Genomic DNA, 17,452 nt, shown 5'->3' with positions numbered 1-17,452 from the left:
ATGCCACCATCACGAAATCTATCTGGGCGATCCACGCAAAGGCAAGCCCGAGAATCTCAAAACCGTGATCCGCCATCCCGTGAAACCCATCATGGCCGTCAACGGCATACGTTTGACGAGCCTTGCCGATGACGCAAACCAAGGGAACGGGATGGTCGCGGACGCAAAGAAGAAAAGCCCGGAACGAATCCCGGGCTTAGAGAAGAAGAAAGGAGAGAGAAGAAGGTTCAGTTATCAGGAGCCTTGCGGCTCGAGGCTTGGTGAAGCTGATATCCATATAACCGCGTCATTCTTCAAGTCATGATGTGAATGACTGAGAATATCCTGATGTTTCCGTTCCAAAACCGTGTCACGATTCCGCCTCTATGCCGCACGCTCGCAATCGAGAGCATCGAAATCATCACATACGACGCCCGTCAGCCCAACAGCGCCCGCAGATAGCGGCCCGTGACCGATTCGGATGCGGCGGCGATCCGCTCGGGCGAACCGGTGGCGACGATGCGGCCGCCTTGTTCGCCGCCGCCCGGCCCCATGTCGATGACGTGGTCGGCGTTGGCGATCAGGTCGAGGTCGTGTTCGATGACCACGATGGTGGCGCCGCCGTCGAGCAGCCGCTGCAGCACGCCGATCAGCGTGCGCACGTCCAACGGGTGCAGGCCGACCGTGGGTTCGTCGAGCACGAACAGCGAAGTGCGCTGCCGCTTGCCGAGTTCGTTGGAGAGTTTGAGCCGCTGCGCCTCGCCGCCGGACAATGAGGGCGTGTCCTCGCCGAGCGTGAGATAGCCGAGTCCCAGATCGTGCAGGGTGCGCAACGCTTTGGCGATGCGTTTGCGCGTCGCGTCGGCGGGCGCCGCTCCGGCGGCGTCATGCGCGTTCGTCTTGTCGGCAGGCGCGGTCGCGTTCCTTCGCGAGCCTGCGGCGGCCTCTTGTGCCGAATCCGCCGTCCGTGACGCGCGGCCCTCAAAAACGTCCAGCAGCGCGTCGACGCTCATGGCGAGGATCTGCGGCAGCGTCATGCGCCGCTCCCCCACCGCAAGCCGTATGCCGTTCACCTCGTCGCGGTAGCGCGTGCCTTCGCAGGCGGGGCAGGCGATCGTCACATCCGGCAGGAACTGCACGTCTAGGTTGACGCGGCCCGCGCCGTCGCATTGCGGGCAGCGCAGCGAGCCGGTGTTGTAGGAGAAGTCGGCGAGCGCAAGTCCACGGGCCTGCGCCTCGTCGGTGGCGGCGAACGCGCGGCGCAGCAGGTCCATGATGCCGCTGTAGGTGGCGAGGGTGGAGCGCACGTTGACGCCGATGGGTGTGGAGTCCACGATACGCACCGTGTCGATGCCGGCCGCGTCGATCGCACTCACATGCTTCGGCAGCGCACGCCCCTCGGCCGCGGCCTGCAAGGCGGGCACCAAGGATTCGAGCACCATCGTGGTTTTGCCCGATCCGGAGACGCCGGTGACGGCGGTGAGACGCCCGACCGGAATCGCCACGTCCAACGGCCGCACGGTGTGGATGGCTTCGGTGCGCATGCGCAGCCAACGCGTATCGCCGCCATGATCCGCCGCTTCCTTGCCGCCCTTGCCGGACTTGCGTTTGGAACGGACGGCCGCATCGTCGAAAGAGGCATTCTCATCCGTGCCGACCGCAGCCGCCGATGCCGTCTGCCGCTCGCGCACGAGCGCAGGTTCGCGCCCGGCGAGGAATCCCGCGATGCGCGAGTTCGGGTCGGCGATGATCTCATCCGGCGAGCCTTGGGCGATGACGCGCCCGCCTTCCACGCCCGCGCCGGGTCCCATTTCGATGAAATAATCGGCGGCGCGCAGCACGTTCACGTCGTGGTCGACGAACACGACCGAGTTGCCGTCGCCCAGCAGGTCGCGCATCACGCCGACCAATCCTTCCATATTCGCCGGATGCAGGCCGGTGGAGGGTTCGTCGAGCACGTAGAGCACGCCGGTGGTCTCGTTGCGCACGGCGCGGGCGAGCTGCGCGCGCTGGCGTTCGCCGGTGGAGAGGGATTCGCCGGATCGATCCAAGCCCAAATATCCGAGGCCGAGCTGCACCAGTCGTTGGCCCATCTCCTCGAAGGTGTCGGCCAAGGCTTGGGCCATCGGCCGCATCTCGTCCGGCAGTCCGGCCGGCACGCCGCGCACCCACACCAGCGCGCCATCCAAGGTCATGGCGGTGGCTTGGGCGAGGTTGATGCCGTCGATCAGCGGCCATCGGGCGGCCTCGCTCAGCCGCGTGCCGTCGCAGTCGGGGCAGGTGTGTTCGGTGACGAAGCGCATCACGCGGGCGAGGCGCTTTTCGTCGGCGGCGCGTTCCAGCTCCTTGGTGACGGTCAGGCGCGCGTTGCGGAAGGTGAAGTCGAGTTCGTGCACGCCTTTCATCGACGTGACGACGATATGCTTCTTCTCCTCCGGCCCGTTGAAGACGATGTCGCGTTCCTTGTCCGTCAGGTCTCGGAACGGCACGTCGGTGCGCACGCCGAATTCGCGGGCGATGTCGTTCTGCACGCGCCAGCCGAACATCTTCCACGGCAGCACCGCGCCCTCGTCGATGGTGAGCGAATCGTCCGGCACCAAGGTCGCATCGTCCACGTCGCGCACCAGGCCGGTGCCTTGACAGCGCGGGCATGCGCCGGTGGAGTTGAAGGCGAGCATCTCCGCTCCCGGCGCGTCGATGCGCGCGCCGCATTCGTCGCAGAAGAACGGGGTTTCGGCGGCCACAGCGATGGTCGGAGCGTGATAGTGCCCATTGGGGCAACGGTGGTGGGCCAGTCGGGAGAACATGAGGCGCAGCACGTTGAGCAGTTCGGTCATCGTGCCGAAAGTGGAGCGCACGCCGCCCACGCCCGGCCGCTGCCGCAAGGCCAGCGCGGGCGGCAGGTAGCGGGCTTCGTCAATCTGCGGGCGTTGCGCCTGCGTCATGCGCCGGCGCGTGTAGGTCGACAGCGCGTCGAGGTAGCGGCGCGAGCCTTCCGCGTAAAGCACGTCCAAAGCGAGTGAGGATTTGCCGGAGCCGGAGACGCCCGCCACGGCGACCAATCGGTTGAGTGGGATGTCCACATCCACGTGTTTGAGATTGTTCACGCGTGCGCCGCGGATTTCGATGTGATCCGCGCCGCCGATTCGTCGTCCGTCTGTCATACCGCCCTATTGTAGGCGTCAGCCGGCCCGCTAGAGGATCTGCTCCATGCCGACTTTGTAGGGTTTGAGGCCCATGCGTTCGTAGAAGGCCTGCGCGCCGGGATTGCAGGACCATACGTTGAGGGTCAGGTTGTGGCAGCCGGATTCCTTGGCGAAGGCGAGCGCATGATGGTAGAGCGCGCTGCCGACGTGCCGGCCGCGCGCCATCTCGTCCACGCAGATGTCATCCACGTACAGGGTGGTGATATCGGTGAGGATGTTGTCGTTCGGATGACGCTGAAACTGGCAGAACGCGTAGCCGAGTACGGGTTCCGCACCTGCCGGGATGGTCGGATCGGACTCGTTGGAGCCGCTGCCGGCACGCTCGGCACACGCATCGCCGCCGTTCGTCGGCTCGACCGCAACGAAGGAATCCGCCGCCTCGTCCGTGGGCGGATTTCCGGCGACGGCCACGAAAATCGGGGTCTCATCCGAGGCGATGAGACCTGCGAGTTCGGCGGCGGTGTATTTCGTCACACCGCCTTTGAACAGGTCCGGGCGGCCCGCATGATGCACCTCCAACACCTGATGCAGCAGTCGGTCGAGTTCGGGGATGTCGGCCACGGTGGCCCTGCGGATCGTCGGTTCACTCATATCTTGCAGTGTAACGCATCGTCGGCGTCATGAGATGGGCCGCCGCGATGGACGGCGGCCCGGCCACGGCCATCGCGCGTCCGCCGTCGAGCGGACGCCGCGGTTTCCGTATCATGCGGCCCGCCTTCGCGCAAAGGACTGCGGGCCGCACGATACCGTTCCGACGGTCAGCCGACGTGGCGCTCGAAGCGTTGGAATCCGGTGATGCGGTCGATTTCGGCCATCGCATCGTCGGGGATGACGAAGCCGGATGCCTTGATGTTGTTCTCCAGCTGGCTGGGTTTGCTGGCGCCGGCGATGACGCAGCTGACCTGCGGATGCTGCAGGATCCACGCCATCGACATGATGGCCAGATTGACTCCCAGCCCGTCGGCCACCTCGATCAGCCGCTCGACCATGTCGAGGTTCTCGTCGGTGAGCATGTCGTTGATCTGGCGGTCGGCCTGCCATGTGGCGCGGGAGCCTTCGGGAATCGGCCGTCCTTTGCGGTATTTGCCGGTGAGCAGCCCCTGGCTCAGCGGGGAGAACGTGGTGATGCCGATGCCGAGACGGGCGCACACATCCATGATCTCGTGTTCGATATACCGGTCGGCGAGATTGTACTGCGGCTGCACCACGGTGAGCGGATGCAGGCCGAGACGTTCGATGATGCGCTGAGCCTCCTGCAGACGGGCGCCTCCCCACTCCTCGGATACGCCGTAGTAGAGGATCTTGCCTTGGGAGACGAGGTCGCTCAACGCGCGCAGCGTCTCCTCGAGGTCGCAGGTCTCGTCGAAGCGATGGCAGTAGTAGAGGTCGAGATAGTCGAGCTTCATGTTGTTCAGGCTTTGCTCGCAGCTTTCGAAGATATGCTTGCGGCTGAGTCCCCGGTCGTTGACGCCCGGCCCGGTCGGGAAATAGACCTTGGATGAGACGACCAGCTCGCGACGTGGGAACCGCGCGAGCACGTCGCCGAAGAAACGTTCGGCCGCGCCGCCGCTGTAGGCGTCCGCGCAGTCGAAGAAATTCACACCATTGTCGAAGGCGAGATCGACGGTCCGTCGGGCGACGTCCGCGGCGTCGGTGCCGTTCAGGTCGGTCACCCAGCTGCCCAGCGCCACCTCGCTGACCTTAAGACCGGATTTGCCCACATTGCGATACTTCATTGCGTCATCCTTCGTTCGCGTTGCTCTGACGCTGCCAACCTAACCACTTGAAGTAAGGTTCAACGCAAAAGCCGACACGCCGGAACGACACGGCAGAATACGACCACGGTTTCCCTGCGCGATCAAACGACGAGGGACGGAGGCATCGATGCAGGAAAGACGGGCCTCCCGGCGCAAGCCCATCCCGGCACCCGCCGATAGTCGAATCGATAGGGGCATCGACAAGGACATCAGGGACATCGGTAGGGGCATCGGTAGGCTGGTCACGGATGGAGCCGCAGACGGACGGTTCCTTGGGTAGAATTCCCGGCGAAAGGTTCCGATATGACCGGCACGCAGCGCTCTTCGACCTATAGCATCGCCCAGGTCTCCGCGCGGTTCAGCATCCCCGCGTCCACATTGCGCTATTACGAGCGCGAAGGGCTGCTCTCCGACGTGCCGCGCGACGACAACGGGCAGCGTCGCTACACCGACGCGCATCTTGCGCGCATCGAAAGCATCCAGTGCTTCAAGGAGAGCGGGCTGCCCATCGCCAAGATCCGGGAGTTCTACACATACGACGACGATCTTGAGCACCATGTCGACGATATCATCGAGCTGGTCGAGGACCACGAGCGCGAACTCAGGCAAACCATCGCCGCGATGCGCAGGGAGCTCAGGCACGTCCAACAGAAGGTGCGGTTCTACCACGGCATCAAGGACGCCGAGGAACAGGGCCGTCCTTGGCCGTCATGGGAGGAGTTCGCCGACTGACGGCCTGCTGCGTCACTTGCCGGGGCGGCGGTTGATGAACCAGTAGCCGAGCGCGACGAACACGGTGCCGCCGATGATGTTGCCCAAGGTCGCAGCGGAGAGGTTGTAGAGGATGGCGGTCACGGTGAGCGCGTCCACGCCGGCCACGTCCGAGCCGAATCCGAGCAGTTTGCAGATAAGGCCGATCGGCAGGAAGAACATGTTGGCCACGCAGTGTTCGAAGCCCATCGCCACGAATCCGGAGATCGGCAGCAGGATGCCGAGCACCTTATCTCCCACGGAGCGCGCGGAGAAGCCGACGCGCACGGCGAGGCAGACGAGGATGTTGCACAGGATGCCGCGCACGAACAGCGTGCCCCAGTCGGGCGTGACCTTCGCGACGGCGGTGGCGACGGCCGTCTCCCCCACAAGCCCGTCGTTCAGACCCATCGTGCCGGCGAGAGTGATCAGCGCGACCAGCAGCAGTCCGCCGGCGAGGTTGCCGAACCAGACGATCACCCAGTTGCGCAGCATGGCCGGCCAGGAGATGCGCCGCGACGCCAGATCGGAGGCCATCAGCGAATTGCCGGTGAACAGTTCCGCGCCGCAGCACAGCACGAGCACGAGTCCCATGCAGAACGCGAGGCCGCCGACGAAGCGTTTCGGCCCCCAGCTCATGGCCGGGTCGGAGGTGACGATGAGGTAGAACAGCGCGCCGAAGCCGATGAACGAGCCGGCGAACATCGCGGAGACGAAGGCTTTCGCCCCGGTCAGGCGGGTTTTGTGCACGCCTGCGGTTTTGACGGCCTCTTCGGTTTCGGCCGGGGTGAGCGCGTTGATGTTGATGATGGGGGTCGTCATCGTCCGCCCTCCGTCGTCGGATGCGTTGTTCGAGGTTTTGCCGTCCAATAGCTTACATTCCCGCCATTCATGGCACGCCAACGGACAGAAATCATGGGGAGCGGATGGACTCCGACATCAGCCGATCACCGCGCGCATTGAGGATCCGCGATGTCGTTACGCGATTCCTGCACTCATAGTTCGACCGATTGCGGTGCGCGCATTGCAGGGGGGGGCGTTCTGTGGGACAATGGACACGGGGTTTCATTCATCGTCGAATTCAACACCCGAGAAGGAGAAGAATCATGAACAACACACGTATATTTCGCGCCGTCGCATCGATGACGGCCGTTCTTCTAGCATGCGCGGCCCTGACGGCGTGCGGCGAGACCGACACGTTGGGCCAGACGTGCGCCGGAGCGGATCGAGGCCAACAATATGATTGGCCATCGTATAACTCCATCGAGGCTATGTCCGAAGCGACCGAGGCGATGTATTACGCGCGCGTCGTGTCGTGCGCGGTGCCGGAATCGACGACGTACGACACCGACATCACCGTCGAGGTGTTGGGAAGTGCCGTCGGAGGAAGTGCCGACAGCGCCTCGCAGCCCGCCAGCGGACAACTCACCATCCACGGATACACCGCCGAAGGCGCGGGCGGTCCGGAGCTGACCATCGGCGACGAATACGTGTTCTTCGTCGCGCAGAACGACATGCAGATGACGCCGGCCCAAAGCGTGTTCCCCGTCGACGATGAGACCCGCGAACGTCCCGCGTCGTCCGCGAACGCCGACGGATCGATGACGTTGGACGTGCCGTTGGCGCAGACCTTGGGCATCATCGACAACACGGACGGCACATATCCCGTCACCGATGAGGACGTGAAACGGCTGGAACGCGTGACGGCGCTGACGCAGGACGATACGAACGGCGAGCCGGTCGCCGCCTCCTCATGGTGGCGGGAGCCCGGCGTGGACGACGAGAACAACCGGACGCCGCCGCAGAGCACCGCCATCTCGGATTTGTCACCGTGGGATCCCGGCACCTACGTGATTCAGGCCTACTGCTACGGCACCGGCTCGTACGATATGGAACTCACCCGCGACGAAAACGACACACAACACTATGCCGTTGCCTGTTCCGCCGATGAGGTCGCCGTCACGTCCGTCGCCATCGAGGTGACCGACGGCGATGAGGCCGCCTGGGTCCAATTCACTCCCGGCGAGACGACCAGCGCCGCCGCAGGCTTCCGTGCGGACGCCGTCGAATGACCCGTTATCGAGTTTGGTGTGGCCGAATGCCGGCAACAGGCGTTTTTTCCACACCAAACTCCTGAATCAATCGTTTCACCTGACGGGCTCTCCGAAGCCGGCCACACCAAACTCGGGTTTCATGCCATATGAGGGTCTGACACGCCGCATGGTTGTGTGAATCAGCGGCGCGGCGCGGGTTTCCAGGCGAGGTCGTCGAGGAGCTGGTCGGTCCAGCGCACCACTTCGGCGGAGCTCATCGGGCCTGAGCCCAGCGAGCCCGCGAACGGGGCGTTGATGATGAGCGTCTGCGTGAGCGGCCGGTATTGCACGGTTTTGTAGATGCGGGTGATGCGCATCTGCACCGATTCGGGCGGTGTGATCTTCGAGACGCGCACCTTGCCGCTTTGGCCGATGATCTCCGAGATGCCCAACGCGCGTGCCTTGTTACGCAACCGCGCCACGTCGAACAGCGTCTCAAACGCCTCGGGCGGTTTGCCGTAGCGGTCGGTGAGCTCCTCACGCAGCTCGTTCAGGTCCTTTTCGTCGCGCGCGGCGGCCAGCTTGCGGTACGCCTCGAGACGCAGCTTGTCTGAGTCGATGTAGTCCACCGGAATCGACGCCTCAATCGGCAGGTCGATGCTCACGGCGACCGGCTCTCCCCGCTCCGGCTCCTTGACCTGTTCGACCGCTTCGGAGACCATGCGCACGTATAGGTCGAAGCCCACGCCTTCGATATGGCCGGACTGCTGGTCGCCGAGCAAGTTGCCGGTGCCGCGCAGTTCGAGGTCCTTCATGGCCACGTCGAAGCCGGAGCCGAGCGACGTGTTCTGCGCGATGGTGGACAGACGGTCGTGCGACTGCTGGGTCATCGGCTTGCTCGGATCGTAGAGGAAATACGCGTAGGCGCGTTCGCGGCCGCGGCCGACGCGCCCGCGCAGCTGGTGCAGCTGCGACAGGCCGAAACGGTCGGCGTGGTCGACGATCAGCGTGTTCGCGTTGGAGATGTCAAGACCGGTTTCCACGATCGTGGTGCACACCAACACGTCGATGTCGCGCCGCCAGAAGTCGCGGATGACGCCGTCGAGCTGTTTCTCCCCCATCTTGCCGTGCGCGGTGCCGATATGCGCCTCGGGCACGAGCTCCTGCAGCTTCGCGGCGGTCGACGAGATCGAGTCGACGCGGTTGTGCACGTAGAACACCTGGCCGCCGCGCAGCAGCTCACGCCGGATCGCGGCGGTGACCTGCGCGTCCTCGTAGGCACCCACATAAGTGAGCACGGGCAGACGGTCCTCGGGCGGGGTCGCCAGGGTCGACATCTCGCGGATGCCGGTGACGGCCATCTCCAAAGTGCGCGGAATCGGCGTGGCGGAAAGCGAGAGCACGTCCACATTGGTGCGCAGCGCCTTCAGCGTCTCCTTGTGCTCCACGCCGAAACGCTGCTCCTCGTCGATGATGACGAGCCCGAGGTCCTTGAATTTGATCTTCGGGTTGAGCAGCTTGTGCGTGCCGATGACCACGTCCACCGCGCCGGATTCCAGCCCTTCGATGGTTTCGTTGATCTCCTTGGATGTCTGGAAGCGGCTCATGGCCGCCACGTTCACGGGGAAGCCCTCATAGCGTTCGGCGAAGGTCTCGAAATGCTGCTGCACGAGCAGGGTGGTCGGCACGAGCACCGCCACCTGCTTGCCGTCCTGCACGGCCTTGAAGGCGGCGCGCACGGCGATTTCGGTTTTGCCGAAGCCCACGTCGCCGCAGATGAGGCGGTCCATCGGGCGGGGCTTCTCCATATCGGATTTCACCTCGTCGATGGTGGTGAGCTGGTCGGCGGTCTCCTGATAGGGGAACGCGTCCTCCAGCTCCTTCTGCCAAGGGGTGTCCGCGCTGAAGGCGAAGCCGGGCGTGCGCTGGCGGGCCGAATACAGTTTGACCAGATCGTCGGCGATCTCCTTGACGTGTTTGCGCGCCTTGGCTTTGGTGGCCGCCCAGTCGGAGCCGCCGAGCTTGTTGAGTTTGGGGGCCTCCGCGCCGATGTATTTGCTCACCTGGTCCAGCTGGTCGGTGGGGATGAAGAGTTTGTCCGGCGGGGCGCCGCGCTTGCTGGACGCGTATTCGATGACGAGGTATTCGCGTGTGGTTTTGTTCGCGCCCGCGCCGATGGCGCGCTGGCGCATTTCGACGAAACGGCCGATGCCGTGCTGTTCGTGCACCACATAGTCGCCGGCTTTGAGCTCCATCAGGTCGATGGCCTTGCGCCGGCGCTTCGGCGTTTTGGCCTGCCCTGCGGCGGAGACGCGTCCGGTCAGGTCGCGTTCGGTGAGCAGGGCGATGCGCGCGGCTTCGTCCACGAATCCGTCGATGGCGCGCGAGCGGATCGTCTCGAACCGGGTGATGCCGGTTTCGTTGATGGCGCGTTTGAGTCTGGCGAGGGTGCCTTGCGCGGCCGCGGTGACGGTGACCTGATAGCCTGCGTCGAGCAGTCCTTCGACGCCCACGGCGGCCCTGTGTTCGTCGCCTCGGAACTCCTCCGGCGCTTTCGCGTCGATCCGCGCATGCCCGGCGATTGTGCCGTCCACACCGAAATTGGTGAGTTTCCACACGTCGTGATTGGAGAAGTCGAGCGCGCGCACGCATTCCTCGAAGTCGAGGAAGTTCGCCTGGTCGAAGCTGATGGGAGCGCCGGCGCCATGACCGGAGGCGGCCACATGCCAGCTGGCGGCGAGGAATTCGTTGGCGGTTTTGCCCAGGTCTTCGGCGGCGCGGCGCAGCTTCTCCGGATCGGAAAGCATCACGAGCGCGTCCGCGGGCAGCATGCCGATCACGGGTTCCATATCGTCCACCAGCGCGGGCATCAGGGATTCCATGCCTTCGACGGGAATCGCGTTGGCGATGGATTCGAGCATGTCCTCGGCGTTGGGAATGCTGCCGATCAGCGACCGCGCGCGTTCGCGCACCGCTTCGGTGAGCTGCATCTCACGGCAGGGCGTGGCCCAGATACCGGTCAGTCCCTCGCCATAGGTGCGCTGGTCGGAGGAGTGGAATTCCTTGATGGTGTCGATTTTGTCGCCGAAGAACTCGATGCGCACCGGATGCGCCGCCGTCGGGGGGAAGACATCGAGGATGCCGCCGCGTACGGCGAATTCGCCGCGGTCCATCACGAGTTCGACGCGCGTGTACGCGTTTTCGACCAGACGGTTCGCGGCCTCGTCGAGCGGCAGGTCATGCCCGACCGTGAACACGAGCGGCTCCACGTCTCCCAGATGCGCGGTCACCGGTTGGATGAGCGAACGCACCGGCATGACGAGGATGCGAATGGGCCCGAACATGGGGTCGGTCTCGCTTGGATGGGTGAGACGGCGGAACACGGCCATGCGGTTGGCCACCGTGTCGGAGCGGGGCGAGAGGCGTTCGTGCGGCAGCGTCTCCCACGCCTCCATCTGCGCGATGTCGTTCGGGTCGCCGTCGTACCAGGAGCGCAGCGCGTCCACCATCTCCTCGGCTTCGCGCCCGGAGGCGACGACGAGAACCACGGGACGCATCTGCGCGGCGGCCGCGGCCAGGGCGGGACGCACGCCATCGACCGCGCCGACCGTGATCGCAGGATCGGCCGCGCCTTCGGCGGGTTCGATCTCACCGGCGATCAGGTCGCGGAAGGCCGGATCGTCACCCAGCTGGGAGAGGATGCCAACCAGCGAACCGTTGACTGGATCAACGGCCATTGTATTTCTCCTGGGTTTTGGCAAGTCCCTGGAAGATGATGTCTTCGGCGGCGTCCGCGCCGTCGGCGATGAATTCCGGCAGCTGCTTGCGCTGGTCGGGGCCGAAGCCGCCGAGCACCCAGTTGATGGTGTTGTCGTGAGCGTTGCCGCCGCGGCGCGCATGGCCCACGCCCATGCGCACGCGCGCGTACTTGGGCGTGCCGAGCGAACGGTCGATGGATTTGATGCCGTTGTGCCCGCCGGCGGAGCCGCCCGACTTGACTTTGATGCGGCCGAAGTCCAGATCCATATCGTCGTGGATGACGATGATATGGTCCGGCTCGATCTGGTAGTAGGCGGCGATCGATGAGACGGCGTTGCCGGAATCGTTCATGTAGGTCAGCGGCTTGGCGAGGAAGAATTTCACATTGCGGCCCGAAAGGTTCATCACGCCTTTGCCAAGCATGGCGAGCCCCTTGTGGTCGGCGAAATGCACGCTCCAACGTTCGGCCAGCAGGTCGGCCGTCATAAAGCCCATGTTGTGGCGGGTGTCCTCATATTTCTTGCCGGGGTTGCCCAATCCCGCGATCAGCCAGAATTCCGATGCCATCGTTTCGTTCCTCCACTTGTTTTCTTGCCGGAAAGATTCTACCCGTCACCTCGGATTGGGCGACTCATCGGATTTGGAAGGCCGCGCTCACAGGTCGAGATACCAGTAGGCGATGTCGTGGGTGGAGCCGGGCAGTCGGACCGCCCCGGGCAATAGTCCGAAGCGGGTGAAGCCGAAGCGCTCCATCAGCGCGTTGGAGCCGGCGTTGTCGCCGAAGATCAGCGTGGCGGCCATGCGGTGCCCGCGTTCGCGCGCGGCGTCAAGCAGCCAGGAGACCATCCGCGTGCCCAGTCCTTGGCGCTGCCATTCGGCGCCGATGTAATAACTCAGTTCCACGACGCCGTCATAGCCGGCGCGTTCGTGGAGGCGCGACAGCGAACCGAATCCGGCGATGCGTCCGGTCTCCTCGTCCTCGATCACCACCACGGGGTACAGGTCGCGCGGATTATGCGCCTCCACCCATGCGCGGCGCTGTTCCAACGTGCGCGGCTCGATGTCGGCCGATGCCGAGCGCGCGAGCACGGCCTCGTTGTAGATGTCGGTGATGGCCTGGATATCGGCGTCGGACGCGCGGTCCGCCTCGCGGATGACGTAGCTCATGGTTCCTCCCTTGCTGTCATTGGACGAGTATAGCGAAGCGGAGCCGAAGAGATCCTTCGACTCCGCTGCGCTCCACTCACTCGGAAGACGGATTATTCGCCGAGTTCGAGCGCCTTGTTGATGGACTCCTCGAGCTGTTTCTGGGCTTCGCCGTAGGCGCTCCAATCGCCGTTCTTCATGGCGGCGTCGGCGTCCTTCATGGCTTGGGCGGCCTCCTCAAGCGCCTGCTGCAGCTCGGTGCCGCCGCCGGTCGATCCGGTGTCGCCATCGGTGGTCGATCCATCCGTGGCGCCGTCGGCGGTGCCATCGCCCCCGGTGTCGGTATCGACGCCGGAGTCGGACGACGTGCCGTCGGACGATGCGGAGTCATCGGCCGCGTTCTCCGCGTCGCCCGCGGAGGCGCCGGAGTCGCCGCCGAACACCTGGTTCAACGCCTCGTCCAACGTGTCCGCGAATCCGACCTGATCGCCGAAGGCGACCAGCGTCTTCTTAAGCAGCGGGAAGCTGGTCGCGCCCGACGATTTGACGTACACGGGCTGCACGTACACCAGTCCGCCGCCGAGCGGCAGGGTGAGCAGATTGCCGCGCACCACCTGCGTGGAGCCGGATTGCAGCAGGTTGAGCTCTTTGGAGACGTCGGCGTTCGCGTTGAAGTTGTTCTGCGCCTGCCCCGGGCCTGGCACGTTGGAGTCCTTGGGCAGCTCCTGCAATCGCAGGGTGCCGTAGTTCTCCCCTATCACGCCGGCCTCGTCTCCCGCGTCGGAGTCGACCGAAAGGAACCCGGTGAGGATCTCACGCGTCGAGGTGCCGGCGGGGATATAGGTGGAGGTCAGCGAGAACACGGGTTCGGAGTTGCCTCCGGTCTGCAGGGTCAGATAGTACGGCGGCTGCAGAATGTCCTGCTCCTGCTGGTCCTCGGACTCGGTGGGGTCGACCGGCGTCTGCCAGAAGTCCTCGCCGGAGTAGTACTGGCTGGCGGAGGTCACATGATATTTGGCGAGCAGTTCGCGCTGCACCTTGAACAGGCTTTCCGGATAGCGCAGATGGCTCATCAGGTCGCCGGAGATCTCGGAGAGCGAGTGGTATTGGCCGGGGAAGATCTGCTGCCAGGCCTTGATCACCGGGTCGCTCTCATCCCACACGTACAGGTCCACGGAGCCGTCGTAGGCGTCGACCGTGGCCTTGACCGAGTTGCGGATGTAGTTGGCGTTCTGGCTGCCCAGTCCCTGCACCGTGTCGGAGGTGACGGTGGTGGAGTCCTCGGTGGCCTCGCCCAGATCGGTCATCTGCGAATACGGATAGGCGTCGGAGGTGGTGTAGCCGTCGACGATCCACTTGACGCGGCCGTCCACCACGGCCGGATACACACGGCCATCGAGCGTCAGGTAGGGGGCGACCTTGGCGACGCGCTCGCGCGGGGAGCGGTCGTAGAGGATCTGCGATTCGCTGGTCACACGGTCGGAGAAGAGGATCTGGTCGGAGCCGAAGCGGATCGCGTAGAGCACGCGTGAGAACAGGTTGCCCACCGAGGGGCCTCCGTCGCCGTCGAAGGTGGTCAACGCGCCTTCGGAGCCGGTCGGATAGTCGAACTCCCAGGATTCGGTGCCTTCCGGCGCGCCGACGATCGAGTATTCCGTGATGTTGGGCGAGAAGTAGATGCGCGGCTCGTACTGTTCGGATTCGGTGAGCGCGCCCTGGGTGGGGATGCCGTATTCGAAGAACTCAGGCTGTCCGTCCGCGGTCACCTTGTTGCCGTAGGCGGCCACGATGCCGTAGCCATGCGTGTACACGGTGTGGTCGTTGACCCAGTTGCGGTTGTCGTTGCCTTCGAGGTTGAGCTCGCGGGCGGCGATCACCGTGTCCTGGCTCACGCCGTCGATCTCGTATTTGTCGACGGCGAGCGTGTCGGCGAAGGTGTAGTACTGCTTCGACTGCTGCAGCTGTTTGAAGGTCGGCGAGACGACCTGCGGGTCGAGCAGGCGGATCTGCGCGGTGGACTCCGCCTCCTCGCTCAGGGCGCCGGACTCGCCTTCGGTGGTGGCCTCGTACTGTTCGACCGTGACGTCGTCGAGCCCGTAGGCGGCGCGCGTGGCGTCGATGTTGCGCTGGATGTAGGTGGATTCCATCTCCTGCGCGTTCGGGTTGACTTTGAAACGCTGCAGCACCGTCGGCCACACCACGGTGAGCACGAGTCCCACAACGAGGACGGCGGCGATGGCCACGACCGGAGTGCGCCAGGCCTTGAGCGCCGCGGCGGCTCGCACGCCCACCGGGGCGTTGCCTTCGAGCGCGTGCGAGCGCATCAGCCACACGCCGAGCACCACGCCGAGGATGGCGACCAGGGCGGCCATCACGAAGGTGACGGGGATGGTGGCGTTGACCGTGGTGTATTCGGCGCCGGTGATGCGGCTGCCCTGCGAGGTGAGGTGGCCGAACACGCCCAGCACCATCTGCGCGGCGAGCGCGAACATGTTGAGCATCAGCCAGATGGCGGTCTGTCGGCGGGCGCGCTTGGTGACGTTGAGGATGCCGCGGCCGTGGGTGGGCATGGTCAGTCGGATGCCGCCCATCATCACATGCGTCACGACGGAGAACACCAGTCCCACGAGCAGCAGCATGGACACGGCGGTCATCACGAGACGCAGGCCGGGCAGTATGAACACGTAGAAGCCGTTGTCGAGGCCGAACTGCGGGTCGGTGGTGCCGAAGCTCTGCGCGTTGAACATGAGCAGGATCTCACTCCAGTTGGCGTTGAACTGCGCGCCGAACATCACGCCGACCACGGCGGCGATCACGACGGCCACACGGCGGGCGGTTTTCGAGCTCACGCCCTTGCCCACTTCGATCACGTCGCCGTTCACGCGGATGGTCGAGCCGTCGGCCGAATCCGGGCGGGCGCGGATGGCGAGGGCGGCGGAGACGAAGCCGGTCAGGGCCATCAGCGCCGCGTAGGCGATCCACAGGCCGACCTTGACGCCGAGTTGCGTCCAGACCACCGACTGGAAGCCGAGCTGGCCGTACCACATCAGATCGGTGATGAAGCGGGACAGCGCGAAGAACAGTCCGACGACCACCGCCAGCGCGAGCACCACGCCGATGAGGATCTTGGTGCCGCGAGAGGCACCGCCCCCGCTCGGCCGGTTGGCGATTCGCGGCGAGCGCGGGCCATGCGGGCCGCGGGTTCCGCCCGTGCGGTTGGGCTCGTCGCCGTCGGTTTCGACGTTGAGGATGATCGGATCGTCACCTTGTCCGTTCGTTGAGGCGCGGCCGGTTCCGCGGCGTCGCGGGTCGTCATCGGGGTCGAACATAAAACCAAAAGCATCAAAGAATGACATGGTTTCCAGCGTACAGTCAGGTAGGGAATGCCGATTCCGCCCTGAGCCGACCCGGTCGTCCACGACGATCTTCCCGTTCGGGGCATATCCGCGCGGTCCGCGGAACACTCGATACGCGCATCATGGGATAATCATGCCCATGTCTCGAAATTCCCAGCGCAACGGCTCGCATATCGCGCTCGCCATTATCGCCGTGTTCGTCGCTCTCGCCTTGGTGATCGCCGCCATCATCGTATGGCCGCGGGTGTCGATGCGGCTTCAGCGGCCGGACGACGGCGCGAATATCGCGCGCAACGACGCCGACGTCGAGCCTTCGCATGACGCGTTGCCCCGCGCCGCCGCGCCCACGCCCGATACCTCCGCCGAGGCCAAGGCCAGACGCGCCGTGGCCGCCATGGGCATGGACGAACGCGTGGGGCAGCTGGTGATGGCGCCGCTGTATGCGGGAACCGACCCGTCCGTTCTGTGGGATCTGATCGCGAACCAGCATGTCGGATCGGTGCTGATCATCGGCAACTGGAACGATGGGGTCTCCAGCGTGCGGTCGGCGACGGACGCGTTGCAAAGCTACGCTCCACAATCCAACCGACTGCTGATGACCACCGACCAGGAGGGCGGTCTTGTCCAGCATCTGCAGGGGCCCGGTTTCGACGCCATGCCGTCGGCCGTCGAGCAGGGCACGATGGATGTCGACCAGCTGCGGCGATCCGCCGCGGTGTGGGGCGCGCAGCTCGCGCAGGCGGGCATCAACGTGGATCTGGCCCCGGTGCTGGGCACGGTGACGATCGACCGCATGGCGAACGAGCCGATCGGCATGCTCGACCGTGATTTCGGGTTGGACGCGGACGGCAACGCGCGGCACGGCATCGCCTTCGTCCAAGGCATGCGCGACGCCGGCATCGCCACGTCGGTGAAGCATTATCCCGGTTTGGGGTCGGTGAACGGCAACACCGATTTCACCGCGGACGGCATTCTCGACGTCACCACCACCTTGGATGGGGCGGAGATCGGCGCGTTCGACACCGCCATCGAGCAATCCGATCCGGGCATGGTGATGATGTCGCTGGCCACATACCAGGCCATCGATCCGGATAATCCCGCGGTGTTCTCATCCACCCTGATCGACGGGCATCTGCGCGGCGATCTGGGCTATGAGGGCGTGGTCACCTCCGATTCGATGTCCGCCACGGCGCTCAGCGGTTTCTCCCCCGACGAGTTGGGCGTGCGGATGGTCGACGCCGGCGGCGATCTGGCCTGCGTGGGCGTGCTGGATTATGTGCAGCCGATTCTCGACGGATTGAAGCGGCGCGCGGCCTCCGACCCGGAATTCGCCGATAAGGTCACGCGTTCGGCGCAACGGGTGATGACGTTGAAATACGAGATGGGTTTGGCCGTCGAAGGATGATTCGCCGGGAGCGATTCGCCGGTTCTGACGAATCAGGCGACAGTCCGTGCCCAACGAATCG

At 64.9% G+C, this 17,452-nt stretch carries 11 protein-coding genes and 1 pseudogene; 4 read left to right on the top strand and 8 right to left on the bottom strand.

What is annotated here, in order from left to right; genetic code table 11:
• Nucleotides 1-7: 7 nt before the first annotated feature.
• Nucleotides 8-82, top strand: a pseudogene (locus BL8807_RS12015) (GyrI-like domain-containing protein); the annotation flags it as partial.
• 334 nt (nt 83-416) lie between these two features.
• On the opposite strand, the gene BL8807_RS08175 reads toward BL8807_RS12015, so the two are convergent.
• The 3 genes from BL8807_RS08175 to BL8807_RS08165 form a co-directional block, all read right to left on the bottom strand.
• On the bottom strand, nt 417-3,143 hold the full coding sequence (locus BL8807_RS08175; protein ID WP_072723936.1) for an excinuclease ABC subunit UvrA: 2,727 nt from the start codon (nt 3,141-3,143) through the stop codon (nt 417-419).
• A gap of 30 nt (nt 3,144-3,173) precedes the next feature.
• Nucleotides 3,174-3,776: a GNAT family N-acetyltransferase gene (locus BL8807_RS08170; RefSeq protein ID WP_072723934.1), complete on the bottom strand. Its 603-nt coding sequence runs from the start codon at nt 3,774-3,776 to the stop codon at nt 3,174-3,176.
• 167 nt (nt 3,777-3,943) lie between these two features.
• Entirely contained in the window at nt 3,944-4,921 is a 978-nt protein-coding gene (locus BL8807_RS08165) for an aldo/keto reductase family protein (protein WP_072723932.1), read from the bottom strand.
• 324 nt (nt 4,922-5,245) lie between these two features.
• On the opposite strand from BL8807_RS08165, the gene BL8807_RS08160 reads away from it, so the two are divergent.
• Entirely contained in the window at nt 5,246-5,674 is a 429-nt protein-coding gene (locus tag BL8807_RS08160; protein WP_072723930.1) for a MerR family transcriptional regulator, read from the top strand.
• A gap of 12 nt (nt 5,675-5,686) precedes the next feature.
• Here the strand turns inward: BL8807_RS08160 and BL8807_RS08155 are convergent, their stop codons facing one another.
• Nucleotides 5,687-6,514 (bottom strand): formate/nitrite transporter family protein, encoded by an 828-nt coding sequence (locus BL8807_RS08155; RefSeq protein ID WP_072723961.1) that lies wholly within the window; start codon nt 6,512-6,514, stop codon nt 5,687-5,689.
• 449 nt (nt 6,515-6,963) lie between these two features.
• Between BL8807_RS08155 and BL8807_RS08150 the strand changes: the two genes are divergently transcribed.
• Nucleotides 6,964-7,764 carry a hypothetical protein gene (locus BL8807_RS08150; protein ID WP_143147938.1) on the top strand — a complete coding sequence of 267 codons (801 nt, stop codon included), beginning with the start codon at nt 6,964-6,966 and terminating at the stop codon, nt 7,762-7,764.
• A gap of 161 nt (nt 7,765-7,925) precedes the next feature.
• Here the strand turns inward: BL8807_RS08150 and mfd are convergent, their stop codons facing one another.
• The 4 genes from mfd to BL8807_RS08130 form a co-directional block, all read right to left on the bottom strand.
• Nucleotides 7,926-11,462 (bottom strand): transcription-repair coupling factor, encoded by a 3,537-nt coding sequence (gene mfd, locus BL8807_RS08145; RefSeq protein WP_072723926.1) that lies wholly within the window; start codon nt 11,460-11,462, stop codon nt 7,926-7,928.
• Complete coding sequence (gene pth / locus BL8807_RS08140) at nt 11,452-12,051, bottom strand: aminoacyl-tRNA hydrolase (RefSeq protein WP_072723924.1); 600 nt, start codon at nt 12,049-12,051, stop codon at nt 11,452-11,454. The genes mfd and pth overlap by 11 nt, the downstream gene beginning before the upstream one ends.
• An 87-nt stretch (nt 12,052-12,138) precedes the next feature.
• Complete coding sequence (locus BL8807_RS08135; RefSeq protein ID WP_072723922.1) at nt 12,139-12,651, bottom strand: GNAT family N-acetyltransferase; 513 nt, start codon at nt 12,649-12,651, stop codon at nt 12,139-12,141.
• A gap of 92 nt (nt 12,652-12,743) precedes the next feature.
• Entirely contained in the window at nt 12,744-15,986 is a 3,243-nt protein-coding gene (locus BL8807_RS08130) for a UPF0182 family membrane protein (protein WP_072723920.1), read from the bottom strand.
• Between the two features lie 133 nt (nt 15,987-16,119).
• Between BL8807_RS08130 and BL8807_RS08125 the strand changes: the two genes are divergently transcribed.
• Nucleotides 16,120-17,391 carry a glycoside hydrolase family 3 N-terminal domain-containing protein gene (locus BL8807_RS08125; protein ID WP_083570107.1) on the top strand — a complete coding sequence of 424 codons (1,272 nt, stop codon included), beginning with the start codon at nt 16,120-16,122 and terminating at the stop codon, nt 17,389-17,391.
• The last annotated feature ends 61 nt before the right edge of the window (nt 17,392-17,452 follow it).

It is taken from the genome of Bifidobacterium lemurum, from assembly GCF_014898175.1.
In the GTDB taxonomy this organism is placed as follows: domain Bacteria; phylum Actinomycetota; class Actinomycetes; order Actinomycetales; family Bifidobacteriaceae; genus Bifidobacterium; species Bifidobacterium lemurum.
This window is presented reverse-complemented; position numbering and strand designations above follow the sequence as displayed.